The sequence below is a fragment of the Enterobacter sp. 342 genome (assembly GCF_036663495.1).
In the GTDB taxonomy this organism is placed as follows: domain Bacteria; phylum Pseudomonadota; class Gammaproteobacteria; order Enterobacterales; family Enterobacteriaceae; genus Enterobacter.
Genome location: NZ_JAWUEI010000005.1, coordinates 23281 through 42629 on the forward strand (window position 1 = coordinate 23281; position 19349 = coordinate 42629).

Consider the following 19349-nt stretch of genomic DNA (forward strand, 5'->3'; position numbering starts at 1 on the left):
AAAATGGCCAATATTTCTATTGGCCCGTCAAAGAGGAATTTCATCGTTTTTATTATGCCGAAGGAGACCTTCGGTTGAGCCGATTGTCGCTCAAAGTGACCATCACTGCCAATACTATTGCGCAAGATGGTGCTATTTTTTAGACAAGCGTCAGGCGTATGCTGTGAGCATGAATTGTCTGTCGTAAGAAGGATAGCTATGACTCCCGCCGTTAAATTACTTGAAAAAAACAAAATTCCTTTCAGGATCCACACCTACGATCACGATCCGAATGAAACCAATTTTGGTGATGAAGTGGTGCGCAAACTGGGGCTGAATGCAGACCAGGTCTATAAAACGCTGCTGGTCGCCGTGAATGGTGACATGAAGCACCTCGCCGTCGCGGTCACCCCCGTCGCCGGGCAGCTTGATTTGAAGAAAGTGGCGAAAGCGCTGGGGGCGAAAAAAGTTGATATGGCGGACCCGATGGTTGCGCAGCGAACCACGGGTTACCTGGTCGGCGGGATCAGCCCACTCGGGCAGAAAAAACGGCTGCCAACGCTGATCGATGCTCCTTCTCAGGACTTCGAAACCATTTTTATCTCTGGTGGCAAACGCGGGCTGGATATTGAACTCGCGGCGGGCGACCTGGCGAAAATGCTGGACGCGAAATTTGCGGATATTGCACGCCGCGAGTAAGAGAAAAGCCGGGTAAGGCATAGCAGCTACCCGGCAAAACAACTGCACTACTGCCAGCTCACCTCACCTTTCGGCTCATACGCATTCACGTCAATCGGTGAATTCTGCTCGATGAACTGCTTCAGCACTTCCGCATCAATAAACCCGGTATTCACATAGCCTGGTTTGTTATCAATATGCGGATAGCCGTCACCGCCGGTGGCGTTAAAGCTTAAGGTCGCCAGGCGGTACGTTTTGGCAGGATCGATCGGTTCACCTTTGATCCTGAGATCATTAAGCTTACCGTCTTTCGCCACAAAGCTGACGTTGGCAAACTGCGGATAGGCCCCGGAATCTGGCTTCATCTGCGCCACAGCGGTCAGATAATCGATCGCCTCTTTACCACTCATATCGGCATACACCACCACGTTACCGAAGGGTTGTACCTTCAGTACATCTTTATAGGTGATGTTTCCACCCTCAATAGAGTCACGAATACCGCCGCCACTCATCACACCAAAATCAGCACCGGTACGCGCCATTTGCGCTGCCAGCACCAGATGCCCCATATTGGTCTGGACGAAGCGGACTTTGCTGCGATCCCCTTCCAGACGGCCATTGAGCGTGCCAATCTTCACATCCAGCTGTGCCTTACCTTTATTCTGGAACGGCGTCAGCAGAGAGAGCATCTGCTGATTCTCAGCAATCTCAGGGGTATAAAGTACGCGCTCACTTTTCCCGTCAGGATAAGTGACTTTCTTCTTCAGGTTCACCGGGATGAGCTGGTAATGCACCAGTTTCATCTCGCCATTACGGAACTCAAAGTCCGCCCGGCCCACGTATTTGCCCCACTCATGCGCCTGCACAATCCAGATGCCGTTCTGACGGTCTGGGGCACACGGCGTGCCTGGCACGTAATCAACCTGCTTTTTATTCTCGGAGGCCATACAGACCGGGTCTTGCGAGTGACCGCCCACAATCATTGCCAGCGAGCCAGCTGGCAGGCTGCGTGCCATCTCCACATCACCCGGCGCATTAGAGCCATGTTCGCCATTGTCATAGTGCCCCATGTGGGTGGTGGCAATAATCACATCCGGCTTTTCATTCTGCTGTAATTCCTGAATAACCAGCTTTGCTTCGTCTGCCGGTTTACGGAATTCGATATCGGTAAAGAACTCCGGGTTGCCAATTTTCGCCGTATCGTCAGTGGTCAGGCCAATCACCGCGATTTTCAGGTCCTGGCGCTTAAACAACGCCCAGGGTTTAAACAGGCGTTCGCCGGTACTTTTCTGGTAAATATTGGCTGAGAGGAACGGGAATTTTGCCAGTTTTTCCTGCTGGCGCAGCACCGTCAGAGGGTTATCAAACTCATGGTTACCGACGGCCATCGCATCGTAGCCAATCAGATTCATACCGCGAAAATCGGGCTCGGCATCCTGTAAATCGGATTCCGGCACCCCGGTGTTGATATCCCCCCCGGACAGCAACAGCACGCTGCCTCCCTGAGCAGCCACCTCTTTACGAATACCATCCACTACCGTTTTTTGCGCCGCCAGACCATATTCGCCGTATTCACTGCGCCAGAAATGCCCGTGGTGATCGTTGGTATGCAGAATGGTGATTTTGTAGGTTTTATCTTTTTCGTATGCCTGCGCGGGCAGGCTTACCAGGCCCCATGCGGCGATAAGCGCCAGCGCGACGCCCCGCTTCATTAACTTCATCTTTTCTCTCCCTGACCAATAGACAAAGGCAAAAATTACAATGACTCACAATAATAGACAAATAAGTTTTCAGAATTGCGACTTTCTTCAAATGCCCCTGACAGGTATGTTAGTTGGATAATAATTACATCCTGCATTTCTAATAACTAAAGACGTGGTAATTCTCTCTATGGCAATCAGTGAATCAACCCAGCCCGTTCCGGGCGTGCCGGCGTCACCGCCGAAATCGCGCACCTCTTTTAAAGTCTTAGGTGCAATCAGTCTTTCTCATCTGCTCAACGATATGATCCAGTCGTTGATTCTGGCAATTTATCCGCTGCTGCAGTCCGAGTTCTCACTAACCTTCGTGCAGATTGGGATGATAACCCTGACCTTCCAGCTCGCATCCTCGCTACTGCAACCGGTAGTGGGTTACTGGACGGACAAATACCCGATGCCATGGTCGCTGCCGATTGGCATGTGTTTCACCTTAAGTGGGCTGGTACTGCTGGCCATGGCAGGGAGTTTTGAAGCGGTGTTGATCGCCGCCGCACTGGTGGGCACCGGCTCGTCGGTCTTCCACCCGGAATCATCCCGCGTGGCGCGTATGGCCTCCGGCGGTCGCCACGGGCTGGCGCAATCTCTTTTCCAGGTGGGCGGTAACTTTGGTAGCTCCCTGGGTCCGCTATTGGCGGCAGTGATTATCGCGCCCTACGGTAAAGGCAACGTGGCCTGGTTTGTGCTGGCCGCATTACTGGCAATCATCGTACTGGCACAGATCAGTCGCTGGTATGCCGCTCAACATCGGGTGAACAAGGGTAAACCTAAAGCGAAGGTGATTAATCCTCTACCGCGTAACAAGGTTATCCTCGCGGTTTCGGTACTGCTGGTGCTGATTTTCTCGAAATACTTCTATATGGCGAGTATCAGCAGCTATTACACCTTTTATCTGATGCAAAAATTCGGATTATCGGTGCAAAATGCGCAGATCCACCTGTTCGCCTTCCTGTTCGCGGTCGCAGCCGGGACAGTGATTGGCGGGCCAGTGGGGGATAAGATAGGGCGTAAATATGTTATTTGGGGCTCTATCCTCGGCGTAGCACCGTTTACCCTTATTTTGCCGTACGCCAGCCTTGAGTGGACGGGAATTTTAACCGTGATTATTGGTTTTATCCTCGCCTCCGCGTTTTCCGCCATTCTTGTCTATGCGCAAGAGCTGTTACCTGGTCGTATCGGTATGGTTTCCGGACTCTTTTTCGGGTTCGCCTTTGGCATGGGTGGGCTTGGTGCCGCGGTGTTAGGGATGGTTGCGGATCACACCAGCATCTTCCTGGTTTATAAAATCTGCGCTTTCCTGCCACTTCTTGGGATGTTGACCATATTCCTGCCCGATAACCGCCACAAAGCGTAAATTATGGGTAGCCAAAGTTTTACTTTGGCTACCTGATACCCTGATGCCATAAGGGTTTCTTCTACCTCTCCCCGCTGAATTTATCAAAATGCGCTTTTTTTGGTGCTTATTGCTGTTTTATTCAAACTTCAACAATTATTCATAAACATAAGGGTAAAAATTGTCATAAACTATTACTCGGTTTTTTGGTTTGTGCCAAAAAGGAACACCCACAACGAAAGGAGACGGAATGCATCACGCCACACCGCTAATCACCACCATTGTTGGTGGCCTTGTGCTCGCTTTTATCCTTGGCATGATTGCCAATAAACTGCGTATTTCTCCTCTTGTCGGCTATTTGTTAGCGGGTGTCCTGGCGGGACCATTTACCCCAGGTTTCGTTGCGGATACCAAACTGGCTCCTGAACTGGCGGAATTAGGCGTGATTCTGCTGATGTTTGGCGTTGGTCTGCATTTTTCACTGAAGGACCTGATGGCGGTAAAGTCGATCGCCATACCGGGAGCGATTGCCCAGATAGGGGTAGCGACGCTGCTGGGGATGGCACTTTCGGCAATTCTTGGCTGGTCGCTGATGACCGGTATCGTTTTTGGGCTGTGTCTTTCCACCGCCAGTACCGTAGTGTTGCTGCGTGCACTTGAAGAGAGACAGTTGATTGACAGCCAGCGCGGACAAATTGCGATAGGCTGGTTGATTGTTGAAGACCTGGTGATGGTGTTGACGCTGGTGCTGCTGCCCGCTGTCGCCGGGATGATGGAAAAAGACAACGTCGGCTTTGCGTCACTGGCGCTGGATATGGGTATCACCATTGGTAAAGTCGTGGCGTTTATCGCCATCATGATGCTGGTAGGCCGCCGTCTGGTACCGTGGATCATGTCCCGCAGCGCAGCGACGGGTTCACGCGAATTGTTTACCCTTTCCGTACTGGCGCTGGCACTGGGTATCGCCTTTGGTGCCGTTGAGCTGTTTGATGTCTCCTTCGCGCTGGGCGCGTTCTTCGCCGGGATGGTATTGAACGAATCCGAGCTGAGCCACCGTGCAGCGCACGACACTCTGCCGCTGCGTGATGCTTTCGCCGTACTGTTCTTTGTCTCTGTCGGGATGCTGTTTGACCCGATGGTCCTGATTCATCAGCCGTTGGCTGTGCTGGGCACGCTGGCGATTATTATCTTTGGTAAGTCGCTCGCGGCTTTCTTCCTGGTAAGGATGTTTGGCCACTCCCCGCGTACGGCGCTGACCATCGCCGCCAGCCTGGCGCAAATTGGTGAGTTTGCCTTTATTCTGGCGGGTCTGGGCATGGCGCTGAACCTGCTACCGCAAGCCGGGCAGAACCTGGTGCTGGCAGGCGCAATCCTGTCGATTATGCTGAACCCAGTCTTGTTCGCACTGCTGGAAAAATACCTCGATAAAACCGAAACACTGGAAGAGCAGACGCTGGAAGAAGCTATCGAAGAAGAGAAGCAGATCCCGGTAGATATTTGTAATCACGCCCTGCTGGTCGGTTTTGGTCGCGTAGGCAGCCTGCTTGGTGAGAAACTGATGGCGCAAGGGATCCCGTTGGTAGTGATTGAAACGTCACGCACCCGCGTCGATGAGTTGCGTGAGCGCGGTATCCGTGCGGTACTGGGCAATGCGGCGAACGAAGAGATCATGAATCTGGCGCATCTGGACTGCGCTCGCTGGTTGCTGCTGACCATTCCAAACGGCTATGAAGCGGGCGAAATTGTGGCAACTGCACGTGAGAAATGCCCAACGATTGAGATTATCGCCCGCGCGCATTATGACGACGAGGTGGAGTACATTACCGAGCGCGGTGCGGATAAGGTCGTGATGGGCGAGCGCGAGATTGCAAATACGATGCTGACGCTACTGGAGAAATCGCCGGTTGAAGAAGGGGGGACGGGTTAAGAGTTGTGCGGCCTGATGCCCTCACCCTGGCCCTCTCCCACGGGGAGAGGGAACCAACACTCAAAACGGCAACCTGAGTTGCCGTTTTGCTTTTACCTGTCCCAATAAGCCTCTTCCAGGCTGTCTTCCCGTTCCGGCAGCCCACGCGTTAAGCGCGGGGAGTGCTGGTTCAGTACCTGATAGCTCACGCGGTTGGCATATTTGCATACCTGCGCCAGAGACGAATAGGTCAGCCAACTGAATTTGTGCTTGCTGGAGTTCGGCACGTTGGTTTTATGGTAGGCATTCGCGGTGATGTCATGGAGCAATGCGGCCAGCGCGCCATCACCTGCACCGTTGGTGTTCATGATCTTCTCTGGCCCGCCCATATACGGGGCGATGTGGGAGTAGATACGCAGCGGATTAACACAGTCTTTAAAACGCATACCACGGCTGAACTCATACTGGTTGAACTCAGCTATCGCGCCAGGCAACAACGGATGCTGGGTTTTGCGTTTGCTCTCTTCTTCCGTGAAACCTGCCATATACAACCCAACCGGTCCTGCGGTACAGAGCACCAGATCCACCCAGTCCAGCGCTTTATCAGACGCCAGCAGAGGATCGCTTTCGCCCGTCAGCGCTTCCGCCTCTTCTTCGTTCATCGCCAGAATCGAGACGTGCTCTTTCAGAAACGCCTGCCACCACTCCGGGTTATCGGCAATGACGAATTTGGTCCCCAGCGTCAGAACGACGGGGACATTGTATTTCTTCGCGTACTCAATCGCTTTCATGGTCGCGTCCGGCATCGGCTCACCCGGTTTGCAGCGCACCAGATAGGAGGTCAGTACCAGCGCAGATGCGCCCGCAATCACCTCTTCCGGGATGCTCTCGGCGCGCAGTTTGTTCATGTGACCCGGGCTGATGGCAAAGGTACGCTCGCCGGAATCGCTGATCAGCGTGAAGCAGCGGCCAATCGGCCCGTCGACGCCCTGAAGGTAGTTCAGATCGGTACGGCTGGAGGTATTGCACAGATAACGGTAGGCATAGCCTCCGATTTCGATATTGCTGCACATTACGCCCAGCAGTACCGAGCGGTCATCAGCCAGCACGGAATAATTGTGCATGGTGTTGCCGATGGTTCCGCCAGCAAACTGATGGGTGATCAGGTTTTCGCGCACCAGTTCCTGGTAAAGCGCTTCGGCAACGTCGTCCTCAATCACCAGCGAGTGCCCCGCGCTCAGACCATAACGGGCGACAAACGCATCATCCACTTTCGCTTCAATGTCCACCAGCGTCTGGTCGATACCAACGACCCATGCGGCACTGGTTTCATTTTCAGGCTGGATTTGCTGCAGGAGCGGATCGCGGGCATCAACGGGAAAGTAGTGTTTGGATTTGCGTTTACCGGGAAATTTCATGGTCTGAACTGTACAAAGAATATGGGCCGGGAATGGTAGCACAAACCCGACCCGGAGTGCGATCAGCGACTGTTTGTCACCAGAGAGACCATCATGTCGATATGCTCTGGCGAGTCGTTAAGTGCCGGAATGTATTCGTACTTCGTGCCCCCTGCTTCCAGGAAGAACTCTCTGTTTTGCACAGCAATTTCTTCGAGCGTTTCCAGGCAATCCGCCGAGAAGCCTGGCGACATCACCTGAATATGCTTCACCCCTTTCTCACCGAGCATCTTAAGCGTTTCATCGGTATATGGGGTGAGCCACGGTTCGCGGCCAAAGCGCGACTGGAAGGTCATCATCACCTTCTCTGGTGGCAGGCCGAGGGCAGAAACCAGTTCGCGCGTGGTATCACGACAACGCTGCGGATAATCATCCCCCTCGTCAGCGAAACGCTGCGGGATACCGTGATAAGACAGCAGCAGCAGATCCGGCTCACCATGTTGTTCAAACGACGCACGAGCACTGCTGGCAAGCGCTTTGATGTACAGTTCGTTATCGGCGTAGTCGCGAATGAAGGTCACGCCAGGTATGCGACGGCGAGTCGCCAGAATACGCGCCAGTTCATCCCATACCGCAGCAACCGTCGAACAGGAGTACTGCGGATAGAGCGCCAGAACCACAATGTGGTCAACCCCCTGCGCCAGCAGCGATTCGACCGCGCTTTCCAGCGAAGGTTTACCGTAGCTCATACCAAGAGCGACAGGCATATCCGGCAGACGTGCGGCCAGCGCCTTTTCCTGGCGACGGCTGTAAACCATCAGCGGAGAGCCCTCTTCCATCCAGACGGACTGATAGAGTTTGGCGACGCGCGGAGAACGAATCGGCAGAATGACGCCTCGGAGCAATGGCCACCACAGCAGTCTTGGGGTATCCACGACGCGCGTGTCGCTTAAAAATTGTCGCAGGTAGCGTTTTACCGCGTCTGAAGTGGGTGCTTCTGGGGTGCCCAGATTGGCAAGCAGGATGCCGGTTTTCGCCTGACTCATTCACGCCTCTTAACCATTTGAATGGTTGTCAATTGTAGCGGAAATGCGTTTAAACGAAACCCATTGCTGCGATAGGAGAGATGGGAATATTTCTCACCCGGAGATCCGGGTGAGAAAGGTGCGATTAGCCGAGGATTTTTTCCAGCTCTGCACGTACGTCAGCAACGGCTTTGGTGCCGTCAACTTTGGCGTATTTGGTATTACCCGCCTGCGCTTCTTTGGTGTAGTAGCCAATCAGCGGTGCAGTCATCTGATGGTATTCCACCAGGCGCTTACGCACGGTCTCTTCCTGATCGTCTTTACGAGTGGTCAGCTCTTCGCCGGTCACGTCGTCTTTGCCTTCAACCTTAGGTGGGTTGAATTTAATGTGGTAAACGCGGCCAGAAGCTGCGTGAACGCGACGGCCCACGATACGGTCAACGATCAGCTCGTCCGGTACGTCGAACTCCAGAACGTAGTCCACATTGATGCCCGCTTCTTTCATAGCGTCAGCCTGAGGAATGGTGCGTGGGAAACCGTCCAGCAGGAAACCGTTACGGCAGTCTTCCTGAGCAATGCGCTCTTTGACCAGAGCGATAACCAGCTCGTCGGTCACCAGCTTGCCTGCGTCCATGATGTCTTTCGCTTGTTTACCCAGCTCGGAGCCAGATTTAACAGCGGCGCGCAGCATATCACCGGTGGAGATTTGCGGAATACCGTATTTCTCCATGATGAACTGAGCCTGAGTTCCTTTACCCGCGCCCGGAGCGCCAAGCAGAATAATACGCATTGCGAAAATCCCCTCAAAAGTCGATTCAATTTTTCAAAAGCGCTAAACAATACCACCAGAACGGGCATCGCTCAAGGAAGGCAGGACGGCTGAAACGGTTAATGGGGGGAGATTATTTGTGTTAGTGCAGTCTGGTGCCCTCACCCCGGCCCTCTCCCACGGGAGAGGAAGAAGACCAGGGGAGGCGTGGGTCGATTACGCCAGCAACAGCGCATTCACACGTTTAATGAACAGGTTAGGATCTTCCAGCGTGCCGCGTTCGGCAAGCAGAGACTGATCCAGCAGCAGTTCAACCCATTCCGCAAAGCGGGCTTCATCCTGAGTATCTGCTGCACGTTTCACCAGTGGGTGATCCGGGTTCAGCTCGAAAATATATTTCACTTCAGGCATCGCCTGGCCCGCAGCAGCGAACAGTTTCGCCATCTGGGTGCCCATTTCGTCAGCGTCGGTGGTAACGATCGCCGGGGTATCGGTCAGACGATGAGTGAAACGCACCTCTTTCACACGTTCGCCCAGCAGGGTTTTCACGCGCTCAACGAATGGTTCCAGCGCCTTCTCAGCTTCTTTCGCGCTTTCATCCACTTCATCCGCCAGCTTGTCGATGGACTCATCGGCTTTGGCAACAGACTGGAACGCCTTGCCGTCAAACTCGGTCAGGTAGTTCATCATCCATTCGTCGATGCGGTCAGAAAGCAGCAGTACTTCGATGCCTTTCTTGCGCAACAGCTCGAGGTGCGGGCTGCTCTTCGCCGCCGCGTAGCTGTCGGCGGTAATGTAGTAGATCTTCTCCTGCCCTTCTTTCATGCGCGAGACGTACTCTTCCAGCGACACGGTCTGCGCGGAGGAGTCGGTGTGCGTAGAGGCGAAACGCAGCAGTTTGGCGATCGTTTCAACGTTCGCGGTGTCTTCTGCCGGGCCCTCTTTCAGCACCAGGCCGAACTGTTTCCAGAAGGTCTGGTATTTTTCCGCATCGTCTTTTGCCAGTTTTTCCAGCATCTGCAGCGCACGTTTGGTCAGGGCGTTGCGCAAGTTACGGGTGACGGTGCTGTCCTGCAGAATTTCGCGGGAGACGTTCAGCGGCAGATCGTTAGAATCTATCAGACCACGCACAAAGCGCAGGTAGTTCGGCATGAACTGCTCGGCATCGTCCATGATGAACACACGCTGTACGTACAGCTTCAGACCATGCTTATGATCGCGGTTCCACATGTCCCACGGCGCCTGTGCCGGAATGTACAGCAGGCTGGTGTACTCCTGCTTACCTTCCACACGGTTGTGGCTCCAGGTCAGCGGGTCGGTAAAATCGTGGGCGATGTGTTTGTAGAACTCGTTGTATTCGTCGTCTTTGATTTCAGACTTGTTGCGCGTCCACAATGCCTGCGCCTTGTTGATCTTCTCCCAGGAAACAACGGTTTCACCGTCCTGTTCTTCCTGTTTTTCAATCTCAACCGGCAGCGCGATGTGATCGGAGTATTTGCTGATGATGGAGCGCACGCGCCAGTCGTTCAGGAAATCATCTTCGCCTTCACGCAGGTGCAGCGTGATTTCGGTCCCGCGATCCGCTTTGGTGATGTCATCAACGGTATATTCGCCTTCACCTTTGGATTCCCAGAACACACCATTTTCCGCGCTGTCGCCTGCCGCACGGGTACGCACGGTGACTTTGTCCGCGACGATGAACGCTGAGTAGAATCCGACGCCGAACTGACCGATCAGCTGGCTGTCTTTCGCCTGATCAGAGCCCATAGACTCCAGGAACGCTTTGGTGCCGGATTTGGCGATAGTCCCGAGATGGTCGATGACCTCATCGCGATTCATCCCGATGCCGTTATCGGCGATGGTCAGAGTACGGTTCTCTTTATTGAAAGAGACGCGCACGCGCAGCTCACCGTCGCCTTCGTACAGATTCGGGTTAGACAGTGCACGGAAGCGCAGCTTGTCCGCCGCATCGGAGGCGTTGGAAATCAGCTCACGCAGGAAGATTTCTTTGTTGGAATACAGGGAATGGATCATCAGGTGCAGAAGCTGTTTTACTTCTGACTGGAAACCACGGGTTTCTTGTCCTTTCATCTATGTCGACCTCAACAATGCCATTTAATGGGGTTTTAAAACGTTGAGGGAGAGATGGGGATACGGGGGGAAAATTTCAAGCGGAGGCCACACACGCAGCCTCCGTTTGGTCAGAAAATAATCTTGTGGCGTCCCGCCAGAGAGTGCGACAGCGTGGTGCCGTCGACCATTTCCAGCTCACCGCCCACCGGTACACCATGGGCGATACGGCTGGCGTCAACACCATACTGCGAGCAAAGCTCGGCGATGTAGTTGGCCGTTGCCTCCCCTTCCACCGTGGGGTTGGTGGCGAGGATCACTTCTTTGATCGTTTCGGACTCAAGACGCTGTTCAAGGCGGTCGAGGCCGATATCGTCCGGGCCAATACCGTCCAGCGGGGAGAGATGCCCCATCAGCACGAAATAGCGGCCGGAAAACTGCCCGGTCTGCTCAATGGCGTAGATGTCCGCCGGACTCTCCACCACGCAAATCTGACCGTTTTCCTGACGACGCGGATTCGAACAGATGTTACACACATCCTGCTCGGTAAAGGTACGGCAATCCGCACAGTGACCAATTTCTGACATGGCGCGGGTCAGAGCCTGCGCCAGGCGCATCCCGCCGCTGCGGTCGCGCTGCAATAGCGTAAACGCCATGCGCTGCGCCGATTTCGGGCCAACGCCCGGCAGGCAGCGCAGTGCTTCCATTAACTGCGTGAGCAGCGGACTGGTTTGCATCAGAATGGCATCTTGAAGCCAGGTGGCAGTTGCATACCGCTGGAAACAGAGGCCATTTTCTCTTTCTGAGTTTCGTCGATACGGCGAGCGGCATCGTTAAACGCGGCTGCAACCAGATCTTCCAGCATCTCTTTGTCGTCTTCGAGCAGGCTTGGGTCGATCTCAACGCGGCGGCAGTTGTGCGCACCGTTGATGGTCACTTTGACCAGACCGGCACCGGATTCACCCGTGACTTCCAGCTGAGCGATCTCTTCCTGCATTTTCTGCATTTTTTCCTGCATCTGCTGAGCCTGCTTCATCAGGCCACCCAGACCGCCTTTTCCACCAAACATAGGCTTCTCTCTTTTTTCACGTTTAAGGATTACAACCGTAAGTCAGACTCACGATCAAATGGGGCGAATACTCTCTTCATCCAGATCGGCGTCGAAAAACCGGCGCAGTGTCTGAATGTTGTTATCCGCAATAATCGCCTCGCGCGCCTGCGCGAGCTTCTCTTCATAAATGGCCTGACGCCACTCCAGCGGCGTTTTCACTGCCGGATTATCATCTTCAATGATAGTCAATTCAACCGGCGAACCCTGTAATGTGGCGAGCGCCTCAGCCAGCGCCTTTTGCGCGCCAGGTGAATTCAGGTGTCGTTGACCAGGACGAAGGTGTAAACGCACCTGATTGCCGTCCTGCTCTTTCCAGGCATTCAGCGCGACCTGCTCCACCAGCTTCGGCAGTTGAAGTTTACTGACCTCGGCGGCCCAGGCATCACGCGCAATAGACTCTTCGGCGAGCTTCGCGGAAAGCTCCGGCGTTTTCTCATGCTCCAGCGCCTTTTTCAGCGCTTTCGGGGTGGCGACCTCTTCCTTCACCTCTTCGATGATAGTGGTCGCCTTCCAGCGGTAAGCCTCTTCTTTCACCGGGGCTTTCTGCTCGAGCGCGGACGGTGCAGGACGCGACTGTACGCGCTCCGTTACCGAGGCCAGTCGTTCAAGCGCGGCGTTGTTAACCGGCCGCGCTCTTCCTGGCGCTGCCGGTTCACTCTTTTTTGGTTTGGTTGCTCCCTGCGCACGCTGTAACTGGCTGCGTGCGGCAAGCACCGAACTGGTGGCGTCCGACAGCGGCACATTTTGCTGCGGCGGCGTCGGCTGCGGTGGTACCTGCTGCGGTGACATCACCGCCGTCGGTGCGACCGGAGCAAAGGATTGTCGCGGCACGTCCGGTTCCGGCAACGGCATACGCGGATGGAACGCCAGCGCGCGCAGCAGCGTCATTTCAACGCCCATACGCGGATCCGGCGCGAACGGTAACTCTTTGCGGCCAATCAGCAGCGTCTGGTAGTAAAGCTGAACATCAGCAGGCGGTACGGTGCGGGCAAGTTCACGCATCCGCTGTTCGATAGCCGCCATATCGGCACCAATGGCAGACGGAGAAAGCTGCAGCATTGCTACACGGTGCAGCAGGCTGAGCATCTCGACCAGCAGCCCTTCCCATTCAATACCACGGGCAGCGGCCGCATCGACCTGCGACATAACACGCTCGCCGTTGGCGGCAACCATCGCTTCGATAAGGGAGAGCGCCTGATCATCATCCAGCGTGCCAAGCATGGTACTGACCGCATCGGTCGAGAGCTTGCCGTCACCGCTGGCTATCGCCTGATCGGTAAGACTTAACGCATCACGCAGGCTGCCGTCCGCTGCACGAGCCAACAGTTGCAGAGCACGCGGTTCGTGGACAATTTTCTCTTCGTCGAGAATATGTTCAAGCTGAGCACGGATCTGTTCAACGTCCAGCGCCTTCAGATGGAACTGCAGGCAGCGGGATAAAATAGTGACCGGCAGCTTTTGCGGATCAGTGGTCGCCAGCAGGAATTTCACATGCGCGGGCGGTTCTTCCAGCGTTTTCAGCAGGGCGTTGAAGCTGTGACGCGACAGCATATGCACTTCATCGATCAGGTAGACCTTGAAGCGGCCACGCGCCGGGGCGTACTGCACGTTGTCGAGCAGATCGCGGGTATCTTCCACTTTTGTGCGCGAGGCGGCGTCGATCTCGATCAGATCGACAAAACGCCCCTGCTCAATCTCGCGGCAGTTATCGCATACGCCACAGGGCGTAGCGGTGATCCCGGTTTCGCAGTTCAGACCTTTTGCCAGCAAACGGGCAATAGAGGTTTTACCGACGCCACGGGTGCCGGAGAAAAGATAGGCGTGATGGATGCGACCTAGCGACAAGCCGTTCGCCAGGGCCGTCAGCACATGTTCCTGACCGACAACGTCAGCAAAGGTTTGTGGTCGCCATTTACGGGCTAACACCTGATAACTCATGGGCAGGCTCTGCAACGCTGGAAGGTGAATTTATGGAGGGGAATGCTATCACAACCTCACCCATTGAGCGAGGTTGTGAAAATCGGGATCAGTGACCCGGGAATGGCACCAGGCTGTAGCTGGTAATACCCTGTTTTTCCAGGCGCTGTTCACCGCCCAGATCGAACAGGTTGATGATGAATGCCGCGTCGGTCACTTCACCACCCAGACGACGGATCAGCTTCACGGTCGCTTCGATGGTGCCACCGGTTGCCAGCAGATCGTCAACCACCAGCACTTTGTCGCCAGGGACGATCGCATCAACGTGGATCTCCAGCTGATCAGTGCCGTATTCCAGCTCATAGCTTTCAGCGATGGTTTCACGTGGCAGTTTGCGTGGTTTACGTACCGGCACAAAACCCACGCCCAGCGCCAGCGCAACTGGTGCGCCAAACAGGAAGCCACGAGCTTCAGTACCTACTACTTTGGTGATCCCGGCGTTTTTATAACGCGCAACCAGCAGTTCAATGCTGAGCGCGTACGCTTTCGGGTCTTCCAGCAAGCTGGTGACATCACGGAAAAGGATGCCAGGTTTTGGATAGTCCTGGATACTTTTGATGCTGTTTTTCAGATATTCAAGCTGCTGTGCAGTTGCGGTCATCGGTTTGTGCCTAAATGAAACAGTGTTACTCACAGCGCGCAACGAGTCGGTAAAGATAACAATTGCTTAACCTTTAACCAGGCGCACCTGTGCTCGAAAACGGTCGAATTTACTGGCTGTGCGAGATAATTGCAACAGACATTATAAGGCGTCAGTGCTTTTGTTGCTTTTCATCAACCACGGGAATTCGCCACATAAAGATGAGCAGGCAAATCAGGATCACCAGCAACAGGATCCGCACCCACATCATTTTCACCAGCCATAATGAAATAGCGAAGGTGATGAGGATCACCGCGATCGCGCGCGGTTTAGCACCAGGCGGCATGGCCCGGTGTTTTTGCCAGTGGCGCAGATAGCCACCAAACCATGAGCGATACAGCAGCCAGTGGTGAAAACGCGGCGATGAGCGGGCGAAGCACCAGGCCGCCAGCAGGATAAACGGTGTGGTCGGCAACAAGGGTAAAACCACACCTAATGTGCCAAGCACTACCGCGAGCCAGCCAATGATGATTAAAATAGTACGCTGCATAATGCGAATCGTTATCAAACTGAACGGCTACTTTACCACTGGAGAGCGCCTTGAAAACAGCCTTGCTTCTGGAGACGCTGCAAAAACAGCTGACCACCCTGCGAGCAGAGGCCACCCCTCTGATGGGGCACGCCACGCTGAAGCCGCGCTTTGACCGGCAACTTTTTCGCACCCGAAGCACGCTTATTCAGGATTATATTGCTGAAGCCCAGGCCCATCTTGATGAGCTTCGCCACGCGGTTGAGCACGGGCAGACGCAGCAAGTGGCCTGGCTTGCAGAGCATCTCACCGGGCAAATCACCGCCCTGCACCGGGAAATCGCCACCTGGACGCTACGTGCCTGGGACGGTGCATCACCGGGGCTCAACAAATGGCAGCGTAAGCGGCTGGAGAACCAGGAGTTTGAACGTCGGTTGTTTGAGATGAAGCGCGAGCGGGAAGCACGCCTGAACAACAGTGAAACGCTGGAAGAGCAGCAACTCTTAATGCGCGAGATTAGCGCGCTGGAAGGACGCCTCGTCCGCTGCCGTCAGGCGCTGGATGAAATTGAACGCGTTATTGCCCGTTTGACCCGTTAACAGGAGCCATATAAATGTCACTGGAAAATGCACCCGATGAGGTCAAACTGGCCGTTGATTTGATTATGTTGCTGGAGAATCATGAAATCCCCGCAGAAACCGTGCTTAAGGCGCTGGAGATTGTGCGAAGAGATTTTGAGGGTAAGGTGAAGGCTGTATTGCCCTCACCCTGCCCCTCTCCCGGCGGGAGAGGGAATATAGATTAGGCCGGTGTCGGATCGTCACCCTTAATCTCACGCTTCACTTCCGTATGCTCATCACCTTTTTCATTACGCAGGTGAACTTCAAGCTGGTTGAAAGCAATATTGATATTGTTTTCACGGCACAGACGGTCAATGGAGCGGTTCAGTTCATCCACGGTGTAGCTGCGATCGCGAAGCTCACGCACATATAAACGCAGCTCGTGATCCAGCGTACTCGGCCCGAAGGTGGTGAAGAACACGTCTGGCGCAGGCTCGTGCATGACCTTTGGATGATCTTTTGCTGCCTTCAGCAGTACCTCTTTCACCTTATCCAGATCCGAACCGTAGGCAACGCCGAGTCGGATCACTACACGCGTTGTCGTATCAGAGAGTGACCAGTTGATCAGGCGCTCGGTCACAAATGCTTTGTTCGGAATGATCACCTCTTTGCGATCAAAGTCGGTAATGGTGGTCGCACGAATACGGATCTTGCTGACCGTACCGGAGAACGTGCCAATGGTGACGGTATCGCCAATTCGCACCGGACGTTCGAACAGGATGATCAGGCCAGAAACAAAGTTACCGAAGATCTCCTGCAAGCCAAAACCAAGACCTACCGAGAGTGCCGCAGCCAGCCACTGCAGTTTGTCCCACGACACGCCCAGCGAGCCAAAGACCGTCATCGCCCCGACAATAATAATGACGTAGTTGAGGATGGTGGTAATGGCATAGGACGCCCCCTGACGCAGGTTCAGGCGTGACAGCACCAGTACTTCCAGCAGACCCGGCAGGTTGCGAATCAGCGCCCAGGCCACCATTGACGACACCACAGCAAACAGCAGGCTGCCCATGGTGACGCTCTTCATGACCGCAGCCCCCGCTTCGGTGCCGCTGTATTGCCAGAGGGTGATACTGTCGAGATAAGCGAAGACGGTAATCAAATCAGACCAGATGGCCCAGAACATTACCGCAAACAAAGCGACCATCACCAGCATGGTGATACGCAGCGTCTGCTGGTTGACCTGTTCCAGTGCGATGGTCGGCTCTTCCTGCGGCTCCGCGCCTTCGGCCCCCTCTTTCACCTGATGCTGACGGCGGGCGATGGCACGGCGATAGGCAATACGACGAGCCGCCACACTCAGACCGCGCAGCACCGTCTGATAGAGCAGATTCCAGATGATCACCAGATAAACCGTTTCAATCCAACGACCAGACAGACGCAGCGTGGTGTAGAAGTAGCCCGTTGCCGTGAGCACCATCAGCGCCAGCGGAATAATCGCCAGCACAGTTACCGTGGCCAGACGAATATTGTGGGACTCTTTATCACGCCAGCTATCGCGGCACATCGGCCACATCAGAATGGCAATCAGCAGCAGGTTCAGCAGAATGACCAGTTGCCCCAGCACATCGTCCATCAGATGCAGCGGAGAAAGTTCAGAGACAACCGACCAGAAGTGCAGCGGCAGAAGGGCCAGGCTGACACGCACAATCTGACGACGCCAGTGGCTGGTCAGTTGCGCAGGCATGTTGAAATGACGCACTGCTACGCCGTCTTTTTCCAGTACCTTCCAGCACAGACCAAACACCAGCCAGAACAGCGCCAGTTTTTTACTGAACGCCCACAGCAGATCGCTGACGTTGAGCTGCATCGTGAGCAGAATCAGACCTACCGCCAGGATAATCAGGCATACCGGCAGGGCACGAATGAGATCAATCAGAATCGCTTTCGGCGTATTGAGCTGGCTATCGTTTCGCAGTTGCCCCACTTCGGATGCCAGTTTCGCCTGGTACTTTTTCAGCCAGCCCAGACGCCAGCGAATCAGGCCAGCAATCAGCAGTAGTGGTAACCCCGCCAGGAAGGCAATCATCACCGCAGGCCAGGCTTTCTCCCAGTTCACGGTGATTTTCATACTCTTGATCTGCGTTTTCAGCGTCTCTGGGAAGGATTTAATCCAGTCCCAGTCCATCGGCTTGTTGCTGTTTACCCAGAAAATCTGCTGCGTCAAAATTTCCTGCAGACTTTTCGAAACGCTTACCAGCTGCTGCTGGTTGATCTGCAGGTTAATGGCCATCATCAACTGGTTACCCAGTTGTTTGTTGAGCTGGTCCAGCAGCTCGCGACGCATATCCACCACCTGAAGTAGCGCATCGTGCACTTCCGGGTTCACGTCACTGGAATGACCTTCTTCAATTTTGGCGACGAAAGTATCGCTCTGGAAAAGGGCATCTCGCTGCTGGTTGATATCAAATTGTTCCAGACGCAAATCCGCAATGCGGTTGGTCATGTCCTCCAGTTCATCGGCAGACGGGAGCGTTTGCTGTTGCTGGTAGAGAATACGCGACAGCAGGAGACTGCCTTTCAGAACCGCAATCTGCTCTTTAATGTTGCGTTCAGCCTGCAGCGCGCGATCCAGCCAGTTTTTCACTTTGATATTTTGCTGAACCAGCGAGTTACCGTTTTCCGTCGCCTGTATCAGACGCTGGCTGAGCTGATGGTTAGCCTCGAGCTCCTGTTTCACCAGTGGGTTCGCCTGAATGCGAGCCGTTTCGTCAGGTGATACCGCCTCCTGGGCCGTTTTTTCTGTCAGCGTCAGGCGTTTACTGTTAACCGCCTCCTGCAACAACTGGAGCTGGTGTTCCAGGCGATTAATATTTGCGGTGACATAATCACGCTGTTTCTGGAGCGTGTCCTGCAGCAGCGTATTCCCTTCCAGGCTTTTACGCTGCTGTTCGATTTGCGCATTGAGCAATGTCTGCTGAACCAGTAGCAGGGTTTGCTGTGTCGGGCGTAGCGTGCCCTCTCCCACCGTCGTGCCATTCAGGCGATTGCGGATCTGCTGCAACTGTTGGGACGCGGCGTACATCGCATTTTGCACGCGCTCAGGCTGGGTCTGCAGTGAGACAAGTTGGCTATTATACGTTGCGAGATCGGACTGCGCGGTTTGCAGATCATCAAGGGATTGCGAGACACGAGACTCCAGCTGACGTAATGAAAGGGTCGCGAGTGTTTTTCGTGTTTCATCGTCGTTATCGACGTCACTCAGGGCATTCAGCGCATCCGTTGCCTTGCGCATGTTGTCAGGAGCTTGAGCCACCTTCTGACGCAGTTGTGCGGTTTCAGCTTTGACACGTTCAATTTTATCATACGTTTCCAGCGTTTCCGTCAGATCCTGCTGGATAAGCTTCTCCTGAGGAGAGAGCTCTTTCTGTTTGTTCAGGGTGTCGAGTTGCGACTGAACATCAGTGCGCGAGGGGATATCATTGCTGTTATCGGCGCGAGCCCAGGAAAGCGGTGCCGTGGTGAAGAAAAACAGCATCGCAAGGAGCAATGCAAAAACAGGATGTTGCGAGCGATTGATGGGCAGCATAGTCATGAATGATGTCAGAAGATGACCGAAAATAGTCCGGCGTGAAGAATATCACGCTCGCCGGAAGCAGAATAGCGCGAACGTTATCG

The 19349-nt window shown here is 54.4% G+C and carries 16 protein-coding genes and 1 other annotated feature; of the genes, 5 read left to right on the plus strand and 11 right to left on the minus strand.

The window, feature by feature from the left end:
* Nucleotides 1–198: 198 nt before the first annotated feature.
* Nucleotides 199–678 carry a Cys-tRNA(Pro)/Cys-tRNA(Cys) deacylase YbaK gene (gene ybaK / locus V6E55_RS05660; protein WP_114977974.1) on the plus strand — a complete coding sequence of 160 codons (480 nt, stop codon included), beginning with the start codon at nucleotides 199–201 and terminating at the stop codon, nucleotides 676–678.
* 47 nt (nucleotides 679–725) lie between these two features.
* Here ybaK and ushA read toward each other — a convergent pair whose 3' ends face one another.
* On the minus strand, nucleotides 726–2378 hold the full coding sequence (ushA, locus tag V6E55_RS05665; protein WP_114977973.1) for a bifunctional UDP-sugar hydrolase/5'-nucleotidase UshA: 1653 nt from the start codon (nucleotides 2376–2378) through the stop codon (nucleotides 726–728).
* A gap of 169 nt (nucleotides 2379–2547) precedes the next feature.
* Here ushA and V6E55_RS05670 point away from each other — a divergent pair, with 169 nt between their 5' ends.
* Nucleotides 2548–3768 carry an MFS transporter gene (locus V6E55_RS05670; RefSeq protein ID WP_114977972.1) on the plus strand — a complete coding sequence of 407 codons (1221 nt, stop codon included), beginning with the start codon at nucleotides 2548–2550 and terminating at the stop codon, nucleotides 3766–3768.
* Between the two features lie 229 nt (nucleotides 3769–3997).
* The gene (ybaL, locus tag V6E55_RS05675) at nucleotides 3998–5674 is read left to right on the plus strand and encodes a YbaL family putative K(+) efflux transporter (protein WP_316942359.1); all 1677 of its coding nucleotides are present in this window, start codon (nucleotides 3998–4000) and stop codon (nucleotides 5672–5674) included.
* A 92-nt stretch (nucleotides 5675–5766) separates the two neighbouring features.
* On the opposite strand, the gene V6E55_RS05680 is transcribed toward ybaL, so the two are convergent.
* The 9 genes from V6E55_RS05680 to V6E55_RS05720 form a co-directional block, all read right to left on the minus strand.
* Nucleotides 5767–7071 carry an inosine/guanosine kinase gene (locus V6E55_RS05680; RefSeq protein WP_114977970.1) on the minus strand — a complete coding sequence of 435 codons (1305 nt, stop codon included), beginning with the start codon at nucleotides 7069–7071 and terminating at the stop codon, nucleotides 5767–5769.
* A gap of 62 nt (nucleotides 7072–7133) precedes the next feature.
* Nucleotides 7134–8096, minus strand: coding sequence for a ferrochelatase (gene hemH, locus V6E55_RS05685; RefSeq protein WP_114977969.1), 963 nt, complete (start codon nucleotides 8094–8096; stop codon nucleotides 7134–7136).
* Between the two features lie 124 nt (nucleotides 8097–8220).
* Nucleotides 8221–8865 (minus strand): adenylate kinase, encoded by a 645-nt coding sequence (gene adk / locus V6E55_RS05690; protein WP_006809841.1) that lies wholly within the window; start codon nucleotides 8863–8865, stop codon nucleotides 8221–8223.
* Between the two features lie 195 nt (nucleotides 8866–9060).
* Nucleotides 9061–10935, minus strand: coding sequence for a molecular chaperone HtpG (gene htpG / locus V6E55_RS05695; protein WP_316942360.1), 1875 nt, complete (start codon nucleotides 10933–10935; stop codon nucleotides 9061–9063).
* 110 nt (nucleotides 10936–11045) lie between these two features.
* Entirely contained in the window at nucleotides 11046–11651 is a 606-nt protein-coding gene (gene recR, locus V6E55_RS05700) for a recombination mediator RecR (RefSeq protein ID WP_014882812.1), read from the minus strand.
* Complete coding sequence (locus V6E55_RS05705) at nucleotides 11651–11983, minus strand: YbaB/EbfC family nucleoid-associated protein (protein WP_003858972.1); 333 nt, start codon at nucleotides 11981–11983, stop codon at nucleotides 11651–11653. Before V6E55_RS05705 ends, recR begins: the two co-directional genes overlap by 1 nt.
* A gap of 54 nt (nucleotides 11984–12037) precedes the next feature.
* Complete coding sequence (gene dnaX / locus V6E55_RS05710; protein WP_129996548.1) at nucleotides 12038–13963, minus strand: DNA polymerase III subunit gamma/tau; 1926 nt, start codon at nucleotides 13961–13963, stop codon at nucleotides 12038–12040.
* Nucleotides 12644–12708: a sequence feature (DnaX frameshifting element), on the minus strand. (Overlaps the previous gene by 65 nt.)
* A gap of 88 nt (nucleotides 13964–14051) precedes the next feature.
* The gene (apt, locus tag V6E55_RS05715) at nucleotides 14052–14603 is read right to left on the minus strand and encodes an adenine phosphoribosyltransferase (RefSeq protein WP_028017607.1); all 552 of its coding nucleotides are present in this window, start codon (nucleotides 14601–14603) and stop codon (nucleotides 14052–14054) included.
* A 151-nt stretch (nucleotides 14604–14754) separates the two neighbouring features.
* Nucleotides 14755–15132, minus strand: coding sequence for a DUF454 family protein (locus V6E55_RS05720; protein WP_316942361.1), 378 nt, complete (start codon nucleotides 15130–15132; stop codon nucleotides 14755–14757).
* A 50-nt stretch (nucleotides 15133–15182) separates the two neighbouring features.
* On the opposite strand from V6E55_RS05720, the gene priC reads away from it, so the two are divergent.
* Nucleotides 15183–15710, plus strand: coding sequence for a primosomal replication protein N'' (gene priC / locus V6E55_RS05725; protein ID WP_114977965.1), 528 nt, complete (start codon nucleotides 15183–15185; stop codon nucleotides 15708–15710).
* Between the two features lie 14 nt (nucleotides 15711–15724).
* Entirely contained in the window at nucleotides 15725–15916 is a 192-nt protein-coding gene (rsmS, locus tag V6E55_RS05730) for a pleiotropic regulatory protein RsmS (RefSeq protein WP_114977964.1), read from the plus strand.
* Here the strand turns inward: rsmS and mscK are convergent.
* A complete protein-coding gene (gene mscK, locus V6E55_RS05735; protein ID WP_316942410.1) occupies nucleotides 15913–19260 on the minus strand; it encodes a mechanosensitive channel MscK in 3348 nt (1115 codons plus the stop codon). The two genes, rsmS and mscK, sit on opposite strands and share 4 nt — an antisense overlap.
* Nucleotides 19261–19349 lie beyond the last annotated feature (89 nt).

What these genes read in the sequence shown, in the direction of transcription:
- ybaL (WP_316942359.1), top strand. Translation starts at nt 3,998, where the DNA reads ATGCATCACGCCACACCGCTAATCACCACCATTGTTGGTGGCCTTGTG.
- mscK (WP_316942410.1), bottom strand. Translation starts at nt 19,260, where the DNA reads ATGCTGCCCATCAATCGCTCGCAACATCCTGTTTTTGCATTGCTCCTT.
- ushA (WP_114977973.1), bottom strand. Translation starts at nt 2,378, where the DNA reads ATGAAGTTAATGAAGCGGGGCGTCGCGCTGGCGCTTATCGCCGCATGG.
- rsmS (WP_114977964.1), top strand. Translation starts at nt 15,725, where the DNA reads ATGTCACTGGAAAATGCACCCGATGAGGTCAAACTGGCCGTTGATTTG.
- ybaK (WP_114977974.1), top strand. Translation starts at nt 199, where the DNA reads ATGACTCCCGCCGTTAAATTACTTGAAAAAAACAAAATTCCTTTCAGG.
- dnaX (WP_129996548.1), bottom strand. Translation starts at nt 13,963, where the DNA reads ATGAGTTATCAGGTGTTAGCCCGTAAATGGCGACCACAAACCTTTGCT.
- recR (WP_014882812.1), bottom strand. Translation starts at nt 11,651, where the DNA reads ATGCAAACCAGTCCGCTGCTCACGCAGTTAATGGAAGCACTGCGCTGC.
- htpG (WP_316942360.1), bottom strand. Translation starts at nt 10,935, where the DNA reads ATGAAAGGACAAGAAACCCGTGGTTTCCAGTCAGAAGTAAAACAGCTT.
- V6E55_RS05705 (WP_003858972.1), bottom strand. Translation starts at nt 11,983, where the DNA reads ATGTTTGGTGGAAAAGGCGGTCTGGGTGGCCTGATGAAGCAGGCTCAG.
- apt (WP_028017607.1), bottom strand. Translation starts at nt 14,603, where the DNA reads ATGACCGCAACTGCACAGCAGCTTGAATATCTGAAAAACAGCATCAAA.
- hemH (WP_114977969.1), bottom strand. Translation starts at nt 8,096, where the DNA reads ATGAGTCAGGCGAAAACCGGCATCCTGCTTGCCAATCTGGGCACCCCA.
- V6E55_RS05720 (WP_316942361.1), bottom strand. Translation starts at nt 15,132, where the DNA reads ATGCAGCGTACTATTTTAATCATCATTGGCTGGCTCGCGGTAGTGCTT.
- V6E55_RS05670 (WP_114977972.1), top strand. Translation starts at nt 2,548, where the DNA reads ATGGCAATCAGTGAATCAACCCAGCCCGTTCCGGGCGTGCCGGCGTCA.
- V6E55_RS05680 (WP_114977970.1), bottom strand. Translation starts at nt 7,071, where the DNA reads ATGAAATTTCCCGGTAAACGCAAATCCAAACACTACTTTCCCGTTGAT.
- adk (WP_006809841.1), bottom strand. Translation starts at nt 8,865, where the DNA reads ATGCGTATTATTCTGCTTGGCGCTCCGGGCGCGGGTAAAGGAACTCAG.